Annotated in this window: 20 protein-coding genes; all 20 read right to left on the bottom strand. The window is 35.5% G+C overall.

Annotated features, from left to right (window positions below; translation table 11 throughout):
- Position 1: 1 nt before the first annotated feature.
- On the bottom strand, positions 2–1,498 hold the full coding sequence (locus QY331_16325; protein WKZ69530.1) for a monovalent cation/H+ antiporter subunit D family protein: 1,497 nt from the start codon (positions 1,496–1,498) through the stop codon (positions 2–4).
- Positions 1,499–1,638: 140 nt separating this feature from the next.
- The gene (locus QY331_16320) at positions 1,639–3,126 is read right to left on the bottom strand and encodes a monovalent cation/H+ antiporter subunit D family protein (GenBank protein ID WKZ69529.1); all 1,488 of its coding nucleotides are present in this window, start codon (positions 3,124–3,126) and stop codon (positions 1,639–1,641) included.
- Positions 3,123–3,491, bottom strand: a complete 369-nt coding sequence (locus QY331_16315; protein WKZ69528.1) for a cation:proton antiporter subunit C — start codon at positions 3,489–3,491, stop codon at positions 3,123–3,125. Before QY331_16315 ends, QY331_16320 begins: the two co-directional genes overlap by 4 nt.
- On the bottom strand, positions 3,484–3,927 hold the full coding sequence (locus QY331_16310; GenBank protein WKZ69527.1) for an MnhB domain-containing protein: 444 nt from the start codon (positions 3,925–3,927) through the stop codon (positions 3,484–3,486). Before QY331_16310 ends, QY331_16315 begins: the two co-directional genes overlap by 8 nt.
- On the bottom strand, positions 3,911–4,222 hold the full coding sequence (locus tag QY331_16305) for a hypothetical protein (GenBank protein ID WKZ69526.1): 312 nt from the start codon (positions 4,220–4,222) through the stop codon (positions 3,911–3,913). The genes QY331_16310 and QY331_16305 overlap by 17 nt, the downstream gene beginning before the upstream one ends.
- Complete coding sequence (locus QY331_16300; protein WKZ69525.1) at positions 4,219–4,464, bottom strand: DUF4040 domain-containing protein; 246 nt, start codon at positions 4,462–4,464, stop codon at positions 4,219–4,221. Before QY331_16300 ends, QY331_16305 begins: the two co-directional genes overlap by 4 nt.
- The gene (mnhG, locus tag QY331_16295) at positions 4,465–4,788 is read right to left on the bottom strand and encodes a monovalent cation/H(+) antiporter subunit G (protein ID WKZ69524.1); all 324 of its coding nucleotides are present in this window, start codon (positions 4,786–4,788) and stop codon (positions 4,465–4,467) included.
- Positions 4,785–5,054, bottom strand: coding sequence for a monovalent cation/H+ antiporter complex subunit F (locus QY331_16290; GenBank protein WKZ69523.1), 270 nt, complete (start codon positions 5,052–5,054; stop codon positions 4,785–4,787). The genes mnhG and QY331_16290 overlap by 4 nt, the downstream gene beginning before the upstream one ends.
- A 1-nt stretch (position 5,055) precedes the next feature.
- A complete protein-coding gene (locus tag QY331_16285; protein ID WKZ69522.1) occupies positions 5,056–5,613 on the bottom strand; it encodes a Na+/H+ antiporter subunit E in 558 nt (185 codons plus the stop codon).
- Positions 5,614–5,784: 171 nt separating this feature from the next.
- Complete coding sequence (locus QY331_16280; protein WKZ69521.1) at positions 5,785–7,128, bottom strand: peptide MFS transporter; 1,344 nt, start codon at positions 7,126–7,128, stop codon at positions 5,785–5,787.
- A 113-nt stretch (positions 7,129–7,241) separates the two neighbouring features.
- Positions 7,242–7,742 carry a DinB family protein gene (locus QY331_16275; GenBank protein ID WKZ69520.1) on the bottom strand — a complete coding sequence of 167 codons (501 nt, stop codon included), beginning with the start codon at positions 7,740–7,742 and terminating at the stop codon, positions 7,242–7,244.
- A gap of 179 nt (positions 7,743–7,921) precedes the next feature.
- Positions 7,922–8,524, bottom strand: coding sequence for a TIGR00730 family Rossman fold protein (locus QY331_16270; GenBank protein WKZ69519.1), 603 nt, complete (start codon positions 8,522–8,524; stop codon positions 7,922–7,924).
- 60 nt (positions 8,525–8,584) lie between these two features.
- A complete protein-coding gene (locus QY331_16265; protein ID WKZ69518.1) occupies positions 8,585–8,956 on the bottom strand; it encodes a hypothetical protein in 372 nt (123 codons plus the stop codon).
- 25 nt (positions 8,957–8,981) lie between these two features.
- Positions 8,982–9,608, bottom strand: coding sequence for a class I SAM-dependent methyltransferase (locus tag QY331_16260; GenBank protein WKZ69517.1), 627 nt, complete (start codon positions 9,606–9,608; stop codon positions 8,982–8,984).
- Positions 9,609–9,616: 8 nt separating this feature from the next.
- A complete protein-coding gene (locus QY331_16255) occupies positions 9,617–10,147 on the bottom strand; it encodes a dihydrofolate reductase family protein (GenBank protein ID WKZ69516.1) in 531 nt (176 codons plus the stop codon).
- 12 nt (positions 10,148–10,159) lie between these two features.
- The gene (locus QY331_16250) at positions 10,160–10,528 is read right to left on the bottom strand and encodes a hypothetical protein (GenBank protein WKZ69515.1); all 369 of its coding nucleotides are present in this window, start codon (positions 10,526–10,528) and stop codon (positions 10,160–10,162) included.
- Positions 10,529–10,532: 4 nt separating this feature from the next.
- A complete protein-coding gene (locus QY331_16245; protein ID WKZ69514.1) occupies positions 10,533–11,396 on the bottom strand; it encodes a GNAT family N-acetyltransferase in 864 nt (287 codons plus the stop codon).
- Positions 11,393–11,791: a VOC family protein gene (locus QY331_16240; protein WKZ69513.1), complete on the bottom strand. Its 399-nt coding sequence runs from the start codon at positions 11,789–11,791 to the stop codon at positions 11,393–11,395. The genes QY331_16245 and QY331_16240 overlap by 4 nt, the downstream gene beginning before the upstream one ends.
- A gap of 6 nt (positions 11,792–11,797) precedes the next feature.
- A complete protein-coding gene (locus QY331_16235) occupies positions 11,798–13,141 on the bottom strand; it encodes an ATP cone domain-containing protein (protein ID WKZ69512.1) in 1,344 nt (447 codons plus the stop codon).
- Positions 13,142–13,302: 161 nt separating this feature from the next.
- The gene (locus tag QY331_16230) at positions 13,303–15,033 is read right to left on the bottom strand and encodes a sigma 54-interacting transcriptional regulator (protein ID WKZ69511.1); all 1,731 of its coding nucleotides are present in this window, start codon (positions 15,031–15,033) and stop codon (positions 13,303–13,305) included.
- Between the last annotated feature and the right edge of the window lie 141 nt (positions 15,034–15,174).

The raw sequence follows: 15,174 nt of genomic DNA, 5'->3' as shown, positions 1-15,174 counted from the left end.
CTTAAAATCCCCTCATAACATCGGTCGTAATGCTTACGGCGAGATCAAAGAAATTAAAAAATAGATCAGGGAACAAACCGAATAAAACCGAAAGCGTTGCCGTGATAACGATTGGTACAACCATCAGTTTGTTCGCCTCGCCATAGTTTTCCAAACCGGTTCCCTCTTTAAAATAAGCGCGATAAATAATAGGGAAGAAGTAACCCGCGTTTAACAACCCACTTAATAATAATATTGTTAATCCTATATCCATCCCGGCTTCTAAAGATCCGATGCCTAAGAACCATTTGCTAATAAAACCATTTATTGGCGGAATGCCTGCTAAGCCAATCGAACCGATTGTGAATGCAGCCATTGTCCAGGGCATCACTTTTGCAATTCCGTCAAGCTGACTAATGTTTTCTCTATGAAGATTCACATAAATCGCGCCGGCACAGAAGAATAACGTTATCTTCATTGTAGCATGTGTTGAAATGTGCATGATTCCACCGGTAAATCCAGATGTTGAAAGAAGAGACACACCAAGTACAATGTATGATAAATGTCCGACCGTTGAATAAGCGAGTCGCCTTTTCAAATTATCTTGTTTGAATGCAAGCAAAGATGCAAGAATTATAGTCGTCCCGGCAAACACAAATAAAATATTGTTCAAACCATATTGTTCCATCACCTCGGGACCGAAGACAAATCCAACTACTCTAACGACACCAAATACACCGGATTTTACAACAGCAACAGCGTGAAGCAGGGCGCTAACGGGAGTCGGTGCTGCCATTGCGGCGGGAAGCCAGCTATGTAAAGGCATAATACCGGCTTTAACTCCTACTCCGGCTAAGAATAACATGAATAAAACAATCACAGCATCTTTTGATAAGTTTACATCAGAAAAGATTCCGCCTGCGGAAAAATCTAAAGTGTTTGTGTAGTGATAAGTTAATCCGGCTGCGGCAATTAGAATAACGCCTGCAGTTAATGTATAGAGCAAATACTTTCTACCCGCGGCAATTGCCTCTTTGTTTTCTTTATGAATAACAAGCGGGTAAGTTGCAATAGTCAACACTTCATAAAAAATTATAAACGTAAGTAAGTTTGTCGAAAAAGCAATTCCGATTGTAGCTGATAGACAAACTGCAAAACTTGCAAAATAGCGAGTTTGTTTTTTCTCGTCATTTCCACGCACATAACCGATTGAATAAAAGGAAGTGAATATCCAAAGCCCAGAAGCAATAATTGCAAAGAAAATCCCGAATTGATCGGCTTTGAGTGCAAGTTCAATACCTGGTGCAATTTCTAAAATATTAAATACTGCGGCTTTACCTTCCAATGCTGCGGGAAGTAATGTCAACACTAAAACAAACTTCACAACTGCTGCAAGTATTGTCCATCCTTCGCGTAAGTTGGGATTGTTTCGGCTAATAATAATCAGCGGAACCGCAAGCAGCGAAACCATTACGGCATAAAAAGGAATTGCAGAATTATATGTAGAAATTATTTCCATGTATTAACTATTAAGTCAGCGTCATTCCGAAGGAGTCGTTTTTTGACGACCGAGGAATCTCAGTTTGCTTTAAATGAGATTCTTCCCCCGACTTATCTGGGTCAGAATGACACTTTTTGTTTATTCCTTCTTTGTATTCATCACAACATACCTTCCGGCATCATTTTATAAATGTGTTCAACTATAATAAAGTTCAATATACCCAACACAATCAAACCGATTGCTAAGACCAAAATCGGTATCAACATAGAAAACTTAATTTCATTTTTCTTTACTTTTTCTTTTACTTCCGATCCTTCCGGAGATTTCATATAAACTTTTTCAAGAATTCTAAAAAAGTAAACGGCATTTAGCAAACTGCTTATTAATATGACTGCAAGAAATAACCAGCTTGAGTTTTCTATTGTTCCTAGAGCGAGATACCACTTGCTGAAAAATCCGGCTAAAGGTGGGAGTCCAACCATTGATAAAGCGGCAACGGTAAACGCCGCCATAGTCCATGGGTATTTTTTTCTATAAGAATCATCAAACTTATAAATATCTGAATGACCCTCTTTCATTCTAATACTGCCTGCGACCATAAACAAAGTAGCTTTCATAAAAGCATGGTTAAGTAAATGTAAAACAGCTCCGATAAAACCAAATGGATTTGCAAGACCAATGCCCAATCCTATATAACCAATTTGTGCAACACTGCTGTAGGCTAGCATCCGTTTCATTTCTTTTTGTGCGATTGCTAAGACGGAACCGAATATAATTCCAGCAGAAGAAAAAACAGCAATCAAATCGGCAGCTGCTAATTCGTTACTGAAATATTCAACACCAAATACAAAATAGAGTAATCGTATCATTGCATATGCACCAACCTTTGTCCCGATCGGAGCAATTAATGCAGAAGAAGAAGTGGGAGCAAAAGTGTATGAATCCGGCAGCCAACCATGCATTGGAAAGATTGCCATTTTAATTCCGAAGCCGACGACGATTAAAATTAATGCAACGATTATGGTCGGACTTTCTTCCATCAAAGGTAAAATGCCGGCTAGATCTGACATGTTTAAGGTACCGCTCATAAAGTAAAGATAACCTATACCTAGCAAATAGAATGACGCTCCGATAGTTCCGATAATCAAATATTTAAAAGCGGCAAATGGTGCTTTTTTATCACCAACACCAATTAAGGCATAACCAGCTAACGAGGAAATTTCTATGAAGACATAAAGATTGAATAAGTCCCCGGTGATTATCATACCATTAAAACCGGTTAGTAATAACATTACAACCGAATAATAGGCAGTTTGCTTGCCGGAAAGATCAATATTTACCGGTTGATATGAATATGCAATAACAAATAGTGCTACAAAATTTATAACAAGAACCACAAATGAAGAGAGATAATCGTAAACGTATTCGATTCCTATTGGGGGAATCCATCCGCCGAAGAAATAATTTATTGGTCCATTGTTTATTACGTGAATAAATCCAAATATTGAAAGTATAGTCGCCGCTAGAGTAATCAGAGCGGCAATAGGATAAGCAATATTTTTTTTCCAAACTCCAAGAAGAGGAATAATTAAAGACGCGAACAGAAAGAGCAGCGGTATTATTGCAGGAAGATTTTTCTCAATCATTTCATTAACTCAATCAGTTCGGTTTCATCAAGGGTTTTATAATTTTTGTAAATCAATATGAGTAAAGCAAAAGCAACACCCACGGTTGCAACTCCAACTACAATAGCTGTTAACATTAAAGCATGCGGTAGAGGATTAATATAATTAGCCGGATTTTCAACCGATAAATTTTCTATAATTATTGGGACGGTGGCATCAACTTTTATTGCACTAGAGATATAAAACAGAATTATTGCAGCCTGAAAAATTGTCATGCCGATTAATTTCTTAACTAAATTTTTCTTTACAGTCATTCCGTACAAACCGATTACAAGCAGCAAGATTATAAACCAATAATCATAATGTCCGGCAATAAAATCAAACATCTTCATCCTCGTCATCTATAAGATTATCATAAATGGAAACAAGAATTGCCATGACCGCAATCCCAACTCCGACTTCGATAAATAGTATGCCGAAATATCTTAACTCGGCAGAAGTTAAACCGGGTATGGGCAGAAAACTATAATCCAGAAAATTTCCTCCGAGCAATAATGATAATAAACCAATTCCAAAAAATATTAAAACCCCAAGAACACCTAATGGAATAGCCAAATCTTTGTTAAAATGCATTGGGTGAATTTTTTCATCAGTAGAAATTCTTATTAATAAAATGGATGTTGCAAGCAAGGCGCCACCTTGAAAACCTCCGCCGGGACTATAATGCCCGTGAAAGATCACATACATCCCGAATAACATTATATATGGAGAGAGTATTCGGCTTAAAAGAATAATAATAGGACTGCTACTTCCTTGTTGCACGTTTTTTCTCCCGTCTTAAAAGTAGATAACAAATCATACCAGCTGAAAATATTACAAGTTCTTCGCCCAGTGTATCGAAACTTCTATAATCTCCCAAAACAGTTGTAACCATGTTGTCAGTGTTGGCATCTTTAATTGCATTTTCTATATAGTATGAAGAAGCAACCGGAGTTCCGGTTAAACTTTCTTCTCTATTAACCAAAGCGGTTGAATCACCTCGATAGGGAAGACCATGTGAGGCATAAATCAATAATAGAGCAAATATTACAACGCTGATATAAGTTAGATATTTCAATCGTTAGTTCTCCTCGTTGTTCTGAATATTAAAACGATATAAAGAACACCGGTTATACCGGCTCCGACAACCGCTTCGGTAAACCCGACATCAATAGCGCCCATAGATACAAACAGCATTGCAAGTATATAACTGAACACACTTAATGACACAACTGCGGTTAACAGATCTTTAACATGTAAAGAAACAACAGCAGAAATTATAAGAAAGACATAAAGTACAAGTTCAAGTTCCCAATGCATCTATTCTTCCTTTTCTTTATCTTTTTTGAACCAAGGTTTAATCCCGAAACTTAAAGCGGCACGCGCTAATGCATGAGCCCCAACAGGATTGGCAATCGCAACAAACACAAAAATGATTAATAGTTTTAAACTCTTTAAGCAGAATCCTTCGTAAACCATTAGTCCCAGAATGATTAACATAATTCCCAGCGTATCACTTTTGCTTGTTGCATGAGAGCGTGTGAAAAAATCCGGTAATCTTATAACACCAACACTTCCGATCATCATAAAAAACGAGCCGACTACAATAAAAAAAATTGTTAATATATTTTGAAGTTCTATCATTCTTTTGCTTTCTCGGTTGAAAAATATTTTGCGATAATTAATGAACTGATGAAATTTAAAATTGAATAAGCAAGAGCTATGTCGATGAACATATCTAACCTGCCGAACAAATGACCAAGCAATAAAATCAGCACTAAGGTTTTTGTACCGATTGCACCGGCACCGAGTAATCTGTCAAAAACAGTCGGACCTTTTATTACTCTAAAAAAGGGGATAGTAATAATTATTGTTAAACCTATAGCCATTGCAATAAAAAATGATTCCATACTATAGCTCATCCTCTGAATCAATTATAACTTCGTCGCATACAACTCTTTCTATTTTTGTTTTATAAAGCTTGGCAACTTCAACGGCCAAGGAGTGATCAATATGTGCTTCATCTGATTCACTTGTTAAGGCGTGAACGACAAAGTTTTCTCCGTCAATGTGTAATGTGACAGTTCCCGGAGTTAGCGAGATAGAATTTCCCAAAGTCACTTTCGCAAACATATTCGGCAGATTTGTTTTGAATTTTATTATCCCGGTTTTGATCGGCATCTTGGGATGAATGATCAAGTAAGCAATTCTAAAGCTTGATGTTATTATTTCCCACAATAGAAAAATTAGGAAGTAAAAAAATCTAAAAACTCTTAACCCGGATTCTTCTGATTTTTTATCGGGATAAAAAACATGATTGCGCAACTTTGCGTTGAACCACAAAACAGTACTAACCGACAGAACACCTAGCGAAATATGAAACAAGTCAAAATAGCCGCTTAAGATGAGCCAGAAAGCCATCATTATACAGAAATGAAGTACGATATTTCTTGGATTTACTTTAATCATGGTTAGCTTAAGAATGCAAAAGTTATATAAAAAAGAAATTCTAAACAAGAAAATGCGGAATGGAAACAAGAGGAAAAACTTTGTTGTTAAGTGAATTTTTTAATGTAATTAAAGAATAAAATGATGCTTGCTTTCTTAAATGTTGATTACTGTTTAACCAGTTCCTAATTTTTAAGTATTCAGCTTTTCAGCAGCCTCAAGTTTTTCTTCTAACTTTATTTCTTCCGCACCATGAGTAAGAGCTTTTAATTTTTTAAAGAACACCAAAAGCAGTAGTCCGAAAAAGACACAGAAGACAAATATTCCCGTAAAGACTTCAAACTCACCGGCATTTTGTGCAAACTCTCCTACAAGTCCGGCGAGTTTATTGCCAAGCCCTGTTGCGGCAAAATAAACACCCATCATTATTGATGCATATTTAAGAGGAGCTAGTTTTGTGATGAATGAAAGCGCAACGGGCGAGATTGAGAGTTCGCCTATAACTTGAAGTAGGTAAGAAAGAATTAACCAAATCAGCAATGCTTTACCGCTGGCTTGAGCCTCTAAAGCTGCGGCTGACATCATTAAAAATCCTGTTCCCATTATTATTGTACCTATCGCCATTTTAAAAATGGAAGAGGATTCTTTTCCTTTATTATTTCGTCTGGACCAAAAAGCGGCGACAGCAGTGCCAAATATTATTACAAAAATTGCCGGTACAGATTGAAATACACTCGTAGGAATTTCCCATCCCAAAACAATTCTATTAATCTTTTCTTTCGTGTATAGGTTCATCAACCCGCCTGCCTGTTCATAAGCGCCCCAGAAAACAATTACTATTAGAAAGGAAATTAGAAGAACAACAACACGATCTTTTTCAATTTTTGTTAGAGGTTTATTGCTTTTTGATCCTTCGATTTTGGGAACAGGGACATAGTTCCCGACTGTCTTTAAATGTTTTTGACCCAACAAATAAATAATCTGTCCTAAAATCATTCCAAATCCAGCTAATGAAAATCCGATATGCCATCCGTAAACTTCACCAACATAACCGACAATTAAAGGAGCGGTTGCGGCGCCTATGTTAATTCCTATATAAAAAATTGTAAATCCACTATCGCGTCGAGGATCACCTTCTTTATACAATCCTCCGACCATTGTAGAAATGTTTGGCTTAAGAAATCCGACTCCAATAATTAATAATATCAAACCAGTATAGAAAAAAGCTTCACCGGAAACTGCTAAAGTTAATTGTCCGATCGCAATAAAAAGTCCGCCAAGAAAAACTGTTTTTTTCTGACCGAGAAATCTATCCGCTACAATTCCACCTGGGATTGACATAACATAGACAAGCATCGTATACCAACCATAAAGAATCAATGCATCGGAATTACTCCACCCCATACCGGGGTTATCCCCAATAGTTTCTTTTGTTAAATAGAGAACAAGAATTGCTCGCATTCCATAGAAACTAAAACGCTCCCACATTTCCGTGAAAAAGAGTACGGGCAATCCTTTAGGATGACGAGATTTCATTTTTTCTCCATGTATGAAACTAAAAAGCTAATATACGTAAAAAGTTGATGAAGGTATTTGTTGAGCTTTCTATTAACCACGGAATTATTCCGTGATTAATAGAATTATAAAATTTAATCTTGCGGTTCCATTCCGTAGTTTTTCCATTCTTCTTTTGAAGGACCATATATACCTGGAACTGGTAGTCCGAGTAATCTCATTATAACAGTTATTTGTGCACGGTGATGTATTTGATGATTGACTAACATCGTCAAGATTCTTCCTCTTTCCCATGATTGTCCATACAAATCCATTTTTAACGATAAGTCTTCGTCAGTCCATTTTGATTTAAGGTTGACTGCCAGCTCATCACAATATTTTTTGTAGAGATCAATAATCTCGGATATGTTACTTGGTATAGGCTTGCCATCTAGATAATCATTTTCAACCAACTCAACTTTACTGCCCATTTCGGTTAATGTTTGTGTTATGTGCCATGCTAATCTTCCTAAACTTCTTGTGTTATCGGAAATAGTCTTTAAAAGATGTTCATCTTTAATGTTAGACAATATTTTTACCGTTGCTTCCTCTTCTGCTTTCCAAGTTTTAATGAAGTCTGCAATTTTGCGGTACATATAACCCCCAATGTTTTTAATTGTTACTTGCAAATTACTACAGCAAATATTCTTATAAAAGATGTATTGAGAAAGATATTTGTTCAGATTTATTATGGTTTTGTTGATGACGGATTTAATTTCATTAAAGAAATAAGAAAGAGCAATTACTAATTCTATTGTTCGGTCTTAAAGTTCAACTAAGCCGGTTTTTGTTTGTTGAGCATTTCAAGAATCCAATCCGCTTTATCAAATTTAGGAGGTATGTAGTTTTGTAATTTTAGAAGCATTTTCTCCGGATCACTATCTACCAATATCATTTCGCGGTGTTCCGGTTTTATAAAATTTTCTTTTACGGTATGGTCTAAAAAACTTGTAAGATTATCATAGTAGCCGTTAACATTTAGCAAGCCTAAAGGTTTGTTATGGAAGTTAAGTTGACCCCAAGCGACAACTTCAAAAACCTCTTCGAGTGTTCCGAATCCCCCGGGCAAAGCAATAAATCCATCTGAAAGATCAGCCATCAAAGACTTTCGCTCGGACATTGATCCGACAACACGTAAATCATTTAGCCCGGTATGCGCAACTTCTTTTTCAATAAGCTGTTTGGGAATAACGCCGATTACTTTGCCTCCTGCATTAATAACCGCAGAAGCGATTTCACCCATTAATCCAACACTTGCACCGCCATAGACAAGTTCAATATTCTTTTTTGCGATGAGTTTGCCAAGTAAATTCGCAGTGTCGGAATAACTCTTATTATTGCCAAAACTTGAGCCGCAAAACACGCATATTTTTTTCATGGTTGTAATCCAAATAAATATTGTTAAAAATAAACCCAACGGCTGTTCTGTACAAATAAATTAAATTTTATCACCTCGTTTTTTAAATTCTCTGAAGCACAAATCCGTAAACTTTTCCATTTCCGCGAAGAGATTTTCGTCATAGGATTTAAAATTAAAACAAGATTTACCCTGCATATGCTTTTTCAAATTTTCCGGAATGTTTTCCGCAATATCTTTGTACATATAAATTGGCATTAAATGGTAACTTACATAATTCTTCTTTACTTCCACACCACCGAACCAAAGATTTTTTTTAAATCTTTCTGAAAAGAATCCTTCGAGTGAATAATTTTCTTTTTCGTCTTTTAAAACATTCAATTCTTTATCATATTTATTGAAGTTCTCTTTTAATCTATCAAAGATTATTTTGAAATCATTTGTGGATGTCATATTAGAGTCCTCGTTAATATTATGGCTAATTTGTAACTAACTCATAAACACTAAAAATCTTTCCGCTGTTAAGCGTTATTATTTTTTTATCGTTGATTTCAAAACCATATTGATGCAAGATTTTTTCAAAGTCGCTAATATTTACCAAGTGCATTATAGAGTTTAGTTTTTCTAACGAAGTATATTTTGTTTGTGAAACTTTACTTTGAAGCGCACTCTCATTTTGTAATATTGTAATTAATCTTGAGCGGGAATGCATTGATTTATAAAACATTTTTAAAACGGTCGATACGTTCACATATTCAAAAACAAGTGCGGCATAAATCATGTCGAATTTGATTGAATCGGGATCCCAATATTGTAAATCAGCATTTATGATTTTCAACTGTGGATGATGTCCATATTTCTGACGAACGACATCCAAATAATTCGCGTTGATATCCAGAGCAGTAACACTTTTAACTGATGACCAATCTATATGTTCAAACCCGTTTCCGATTGTACAACCGGGGACAAAGACAGATTTTGGTGAAAAATCCTCGAGAGATTCCTTGAACACTTTGTTTATCATCTTATACTGATCGACTTCCGGACTGTCCATATGTCCGATATAATCTTCATAACTTATGTCTAACCAAGGATTCTTGTTCATTTTCTTAATTATTTTTTTATATCAATCTCGTACTTTAATTGAACTAGTCCGGATTTATAATTTGTTGCTTGAAGAAGCTTTAGAGTTTGTTGATTGGCGTTAGGAAAAAGAGGAATACCTTCGCCAAGAGCAATTGGAATTATCGATAGGATAATTTCATCAATTAAATTGTTGTTTAAAAATTCGGTGTTAAGAAGTCCACCGCCGACAAGCCAAATATTTTCGCGTCCTGAGGAAATTATTTTACTAAAACCGGTTTTTATATCACCATGCAAAAACTCGATATCTTTTCTATCCGTGATTAATTTTTGAGACGTAAAAACAAAGCTTTGTTTTCCAGCGTAAGGCCAGTCACTATGTTGTAAGATAAAATCGTATGTCTTTCTTCCCATTACAATAGCATCTATGCTATTATAGAATTCATTGTAGCCATAATCTTCTTCGCCGTCTTCGACTACAGAAAGCCAATCAACACTATGATCCTTTGTTGCAATGTATCCATCAATACTCGATGCAATATATAAAGTTGTTTTGCTCAAATTATAATTTCCTTATATATTTTTGTTTCTTGAAAATTCTATAAACTCTATAGGAGCACCATTCTCAACTATCATTGCTACGCGTACTCCTTCGGATGGGGAAGATATATCATCGATTAATTCTTTTTCTTTTATTGCTTCTTCAAGATTATCTACTTCAAATGCAATGTGCGGTATTTGTTTTATAATATCTGAAACGGGACTATCGCTTTCGAAACGCATCCATTCAATTCCATATTCACTTGTTTCAAAACCGGAGACATAAAATTTAAGATGTTCGATATATTTTTCGTTTGGTCTTTTTTCTGTGGTGGGAATTCCAATGTGATGAAATTTCATTCCCTTTAATGTTGCCGGAGGTGGTTCGTGGTCTTTTCTCATTAGCTCAACCTAATTCGAAAGTGGTAATCCCAAAAATTTTACTAACCGGAACATTCGGAGGAGTACCGTAATACATTCTTGCGCATTCAAAAACATATTTCATTTTATACTTATCTACGAGAGTTTTTGCTGATTCATTTATTATCGGAATATCTAAATAGAATAAATCATCTTTTACCGATGATGAACATGCTTTGAAAAGTTCTTCTGCAATTTCCGGAGTATCAGCAAAAAGTGGACAAATTTTATAACCTTTGTTTGCTTTACGTAAAACGGCAAATCCCTTTAGTTCATTGTTTTCAATATACTTGAAGGTTTTTACCTCGGGCATTTGTAACCAGTTTAACATGAACTGCGGTCTATCAAAACCGAAACACATTTTATCATACTTCAAAATTTCAGCGTAATCTTTTTCTTCAACCGGTGAAATGTTTTTATTAATTAAATATTCTTTTCCGATACCTTCATAACGTAAATCACGGAATGCAATTTGAAATCCGCCGCGATTATAAAATGGCTGCATATCCACAACGCCGTCCATGCCAATTGAAGCACCTTCGTTTAATCTTTTTAATAAAGCATCTCTTCTTAAATACCAAAGTTTTTTCCCGATTCCATTTGAACGATATTCAGGTTTAACAATGAAGAAACCCATAAAACCGAAATCACCATTGTATGATATGATTGACCCTCCGGCAATGAGTTCATCGTTTTCGAAGAATCCATAAAATCCTTCGGGATCGGTATTCCAATAAACTTCCGCGTCATATGGTCCGGGATTCCATCCTTCTTCATCAGCCCACTTGATTAAGGTATCAACATGTTCGCGAGAAAGCTTTATGAAGTTTAGTTCTTTCGGTTCTTTCATTTTATTTCATCTCGAGTTTCTGCAAAAGCAATTATATATCCGTCTATATCTTCATAGTAAATTACACGATGTCCCCAATCTCTCAATTTTAATCCATCAAGTAAATTTACATTCATTTTATCCGCGCGATTAATATATTTATCAATGTTGTCAACGATTAAATATATTTCGGCTCTCGGTTGGTTGTCAATTTTTTTCGGATGCTCAATTTTATCTTTCAGTAGTTTTTTAATCCCGTTTGCCGGCATTAAACCCAACTCAGAATTATCTGTTAAAATAAACTCTGTCATACCGGGAACATGCAAGGTCGGTTTTTGATTTAGTAGCGTTGAATAAAAATTAGTGCTTGCTTCTTGATCATTTACATAAATAATAGTGTGTGATTTTTTTATCATATTATCTCAATGTAAATCCAACACGCTTCCGCCAATGAATTCACGAAGAACAGAATCACCAGGAACGGGGGAGTTATCTTCTATTGGCTCAACTTCGCTCAATACACGAGTTAATCTTTCTGCTCGCGTATAAGCATCCAGGCGGAGCGGATCATCTTTATATTTTTCCGTCCATGATTTGAAATCATTCAAAAGTAATGGTCTATATAATGGAACTTCGTATGGCATTGATGTATTAATCATATAATCTGCTGAATTACAATACGGTAAAATATTTCTTTTTTCCGAGGAGCGAACATAATGCCAATGTAGTAAAGTCTGTTCAGGTTTATATGCGCGGTGAACCGAATCACGCAGCATTCTTCTAATTAAACGAAGATCAGTCCAGCGAATAAAATCACCGGCACCGGTTTTCATTTGAAGCAATGGTTCAAGGTATAATTTAAATTTTTGTGAAGAGGGAATAAGTTTACTGAACTCCGGGTATAAACCATGTAAACTATCGATTAACAGAACTTGATTATCACCAAGTTTCATAGGAGTTCTATCAAGATATCTTTTTCCTTCTTTAAAATCATAATAAGGAATTTTTACTTCTTCGCCATCGGCCAATCTTTTTAAGTGTTCATTAATCAGATCCAAATCTAAAGCTTGTGGGGTTTCAAAATCATAATCACCGAATTCGTCTTTGGGATGAAGTTCCAAATCAAAAAAGTAATGATCGACAATTAGTGGTACGAAACTCATGTTCATCTTTTTTAATCGTTGCTCTAATTTAAATGTAGTCGTAGTTTTTCCCGAAGAAGATGGACCGCTTACCATAACCATTTTTAATTCGTCGCTTCTTTCTTTAATCATTTCTGCTGCAGTATTCAACTGATCTTCATAATAGCTTTCTGCTTCATGAACTATTTGTGCAAACTCACCTTTTTGAATTCTGTTGTTCATTCCTTCGATTGTATTCACGCCATGATCAACAGACCAATTAAGCGAACGCCACATTTTTGCCCACGGAATATATTCAGATGGTTTAGAAAAGTGCCGTGAATCTTCTTTTCTTCTTCTTGCTGCTTCTTCACGATAAAGAATATATTCCTTTGCGACTTTAGCGTGACCGTTTTCAACTAAGACTTTTTCAACAATGTCTTGAATCTCTTCTATGTGGGGTTGGTCTTTCTCGGTATATTTTTGATCAATAACGTCAATGACTTGTTTGGCTAGACTTTCTGCTTTTTCTTTATCACGTCCGCCAACCGCAACCGCAGCTCTGTAAATTGCGTTCGCAATTCTATCTTCTCTAAAAGGAACAACGGCTCCTGTTCGTTTAATTACAAATTTTACTTTTGCCATTTTCTCTCCGAGTTATTGCTTATCAATATTGTAATTTAATTTTTGTGCAGGTTTATTACAAACTATCTATTTGATGGAACGCAGATTGTTGTGGATGATTATGATTTTTTATGAATAAAGTCAACGGAGATTATAAAAGAAAATATTGATCAGCATTCCATTTACTCTAACAAATTAAGCTTCTTCATCTTCCGCCAAAGTGTTGTCGGATGAATATTTAATTCCTCTGCGGTTTTGCTTCTATTACCGTTATGTTTTTTGAGTGTGTTGATTATAATGTTTCGTTCGGCATCTTTAAGATGATTTAAATTGCCTGAAGTGTTCTTTGTTATAGAGTTAAAATTTTCTTCCCGTAATCTTTTCGGTAAATGCTCAATTTGAATTACATCGCTGCCGCAAAGAACAAAGCAATGCTCGATTACATTTTCGAGTTCGCGTATGTTGCCGGGCCAATTGTAATCCATTAAAATATCGAAAGCGGAAGATGAGAAATGCTTGATGTCTCTTTTAAATTTCTCGTTGAACTTTTCAATGAAATGGTTAACTAATATCGGCAAGTCATCTTTTCTTTCACGCAAAGGAGGGAGATGTATATTCATCACATTTATTCGGTAATATAAATCTTCTCTAAACCTTCCTGCTTCAATTTCGATTTCGAGATCTTTATTTGTCGCGGCAATTATTCTTGTATTAATCTTAATCGGTTTGTTTGATCCGACACGTTCAATTTCTTTTGTCTCCAAGACACGTAATAATTTTGTTTGAACCGTAATCGAAAGATCGCCGATCTCGTCAAGAAAGAGTGTTCCGTTTTGAGCTAGCTCGAATCTTCCTATCTTTGATTTTATTGCACCGGTAAATGCCCCTTTTTCGTGTCCAAATAACTCACTTTCAATTAAGCTTTCCGCAAAAGCGCTGCAGTTGACTGCTATAAAAGGTCCGGTTCTTCGATGACTGTTTAAGTGAATAGCACGTGCCGCAAGTTCTTTTCCGGTACCGCTTTCACCGGTTACTAATACAGAGCTATCGGTTTGTGCAACACTTTCGAGTACGTTTATGATTTGCTTAATTTCTTTGTTCTTGCCGACTATGTTCTCGTACTTAAATCTTTCGTCTAAGTGTTCGAAGAGATTTTTGATTTCGCTTATATCTAAAAATGTCTCAACCGCGCCGATTTTTTCATTCTTGTTGTTTGTTAGAGTTGATGAATTAACTCGAATAGGTATTAACTTTCCGTTTTTATCTACAATTTTAACTTCATTTCCAATAGTTGGTTTATCTTTATTTATAGTTTGTTCCATATGGCATCCTTTTCTACAAACCGATGAATTAAAAATCTCCCAACATTTTTTTCCTATAGCTTCGTTCTTTTTATAGCCGGTTATTTTTTCTGCTGATAAATTAAACGACGTCACATTCCATTCGTTATCGATTGTAAAAGTGCCTTCAATATTGCTATTGAAAATTGCATCGAGTTTATTTTTTTGATCGATTAACTCTGTGGTTTTCTCTTCAAGATCTTTTGCCAAGTTGAGCATTTCTTTTGTATCGCGGAAAACAAGAACTACACTGATTACTTTTTCATTTCTGACAATCGGAGTGATAGAAGCAAGTACGTTTTTCTCGCTTTCTTTTTTTGTCTTAATGTTGAAAGCAAGATTTGTGAATGCTCTATTTTCTCTAATCGATTCTTTTAAAAAGTTCATTCCATCGAAATTCTCTTCGAAAAGAATACTGCAGTCTTCACCAACAACATCATTTTCGTTGAAACCAGTAATTCTAGAAGCGGCTTCATTAAACACAACTATGTTATGTTCTTTTCCTATAACTGCAATTCCGTCGGGGATAATTAGTACTTCTTTTCCCCGATCGATTACTGTTTTAACATCCACCTCATCACCTAAATAAGATTTTCATATCCGCAATATTGCAAAAATATTGCACAAACGGAAGATGCTGCAATCCAGCATTGCATTACTGCAAGACGACTTTCCTAAAAGCTATTAATGAAGCTCAAAAACCGACAAAGTTTA

The organism is Melioribacteraceae bacterium (genome assembly GCA_030584085.1).
Classification (GTDB): Bacteria; Bacteroidota; Ignavibacteria; order Ignavibacteriales; family Melioribacteraceae; genus SURF-28.
This window is presented reverse-complemented; position numbering and strand designations above follow the sequence as displayed.

Bases quoted from the DNA above. Each gene is read 5' to 3' on its own strand.
- QY331_16325 (WKZ69530.1), bottom strand. From the start codon at position 1,498: ATGGAAATAATTTCTACATATAATTCTGCAATTCCTTTTTATGCCGTA.
- QY331_16320 (WKZ69529.1), bottom strand. From the start codon at position 3,126: ATGATTGAGAAAAATCTTCCTGCAATAATACCGCTGCTCTTTCTGTTC.
- QY331_16315 (WKZ69528.1), bottom strand. From the start codon at position 3,491: ATGTTTGATTTTATTGCCGGACATTATGATTATTGGTTTATAATCTTG.
- QY331_16300 (WKZ69525.1), bottom strand. From the start codon at position 4,464: ATGCATTGGGAACTTGAACTTGTACTTTATGTCTTTCTTATAATTTCT.
- mnhG (WKZ69524.1), bottom strand. From the start codon at position 4,788: ATGATAGAACTTCAAAATATATTAACAATTTTTTTTATTGTAGTCGGC.
- QY331_16290 (WKZ69523.1), bottom strand. From the start codon at position 5,054: ATGGAATCATTTTTTATTGCAATGGCTATAGGTTTAACAATAATTATT.
- QY331_16285 (WKZ69522.1), bottom strand. From the start codon at position 5,613: ATGATTAAAGTAAATCCAAGAAATATCGTACTTCATTTCTGTATAATG.
- QY331_16280 (WKZ69521.1), bottom strand. From the start codon at position 7,128: ATGAAATCTCGTCATCCTAAAGGATTGCCCGTACTCTTTTTCACGGAA.
- QY331_16275 (WKZ69520.1), bottom strand. From the start codon at position 7,742: ATGTACCGCAAAATTGCAGACTTCATTAAAACTTGGAAAGCAGAAGAG.
- QY331_16270 (WKZ69519.1), bottom strand. From the start codon at position 8,524: ATGAAAAAAATATGCGTGTTTTGCGGCTCAAGTTTTGGCAATAATAAG.
- QY331_16265 (WKZ69518.1), bottom strand. From the start codon at position 8,956: ATGACATCCACAAATGATTTCAAAATAATCTTTGATAGATTAAAAGAG.
- QY331_16260 (WKZ69517.1), bottom strand. From the start codon at position 9,608: ATGAACAAGAATCCTTGGTTAGACATAAGTTATGAAGATTATATCGGA.
- QY331_16250 (WKZ69515.1), bottom strand. From the start codon at position 10,528: ATGAGAAAAGACCACGAACCACCTCCGGCAACATTAAAGGGAATGAAA.
- QY331_16245 (WKZ69514.1), bottom strand. From the start codon at position 11,396: ATGAAAGAACCGAAAGAACTAAACTTCATAAAGCTTTCTCGCGAACAT.
- QY331_16240 (WKZ69513.1), bottom strand. From the start codon at position 11,791: ATGATAAAAAAATCACACACTATTATTTATGTAAATGATCAAGAAGCA.
- QY331_16235 (WKZ69512.1), bottom strand. From the start codon at position 13,141: ATGGCAAAAGTAAAATTTGTAATTAAACGAACAGGAGCCGTTGTTCCT.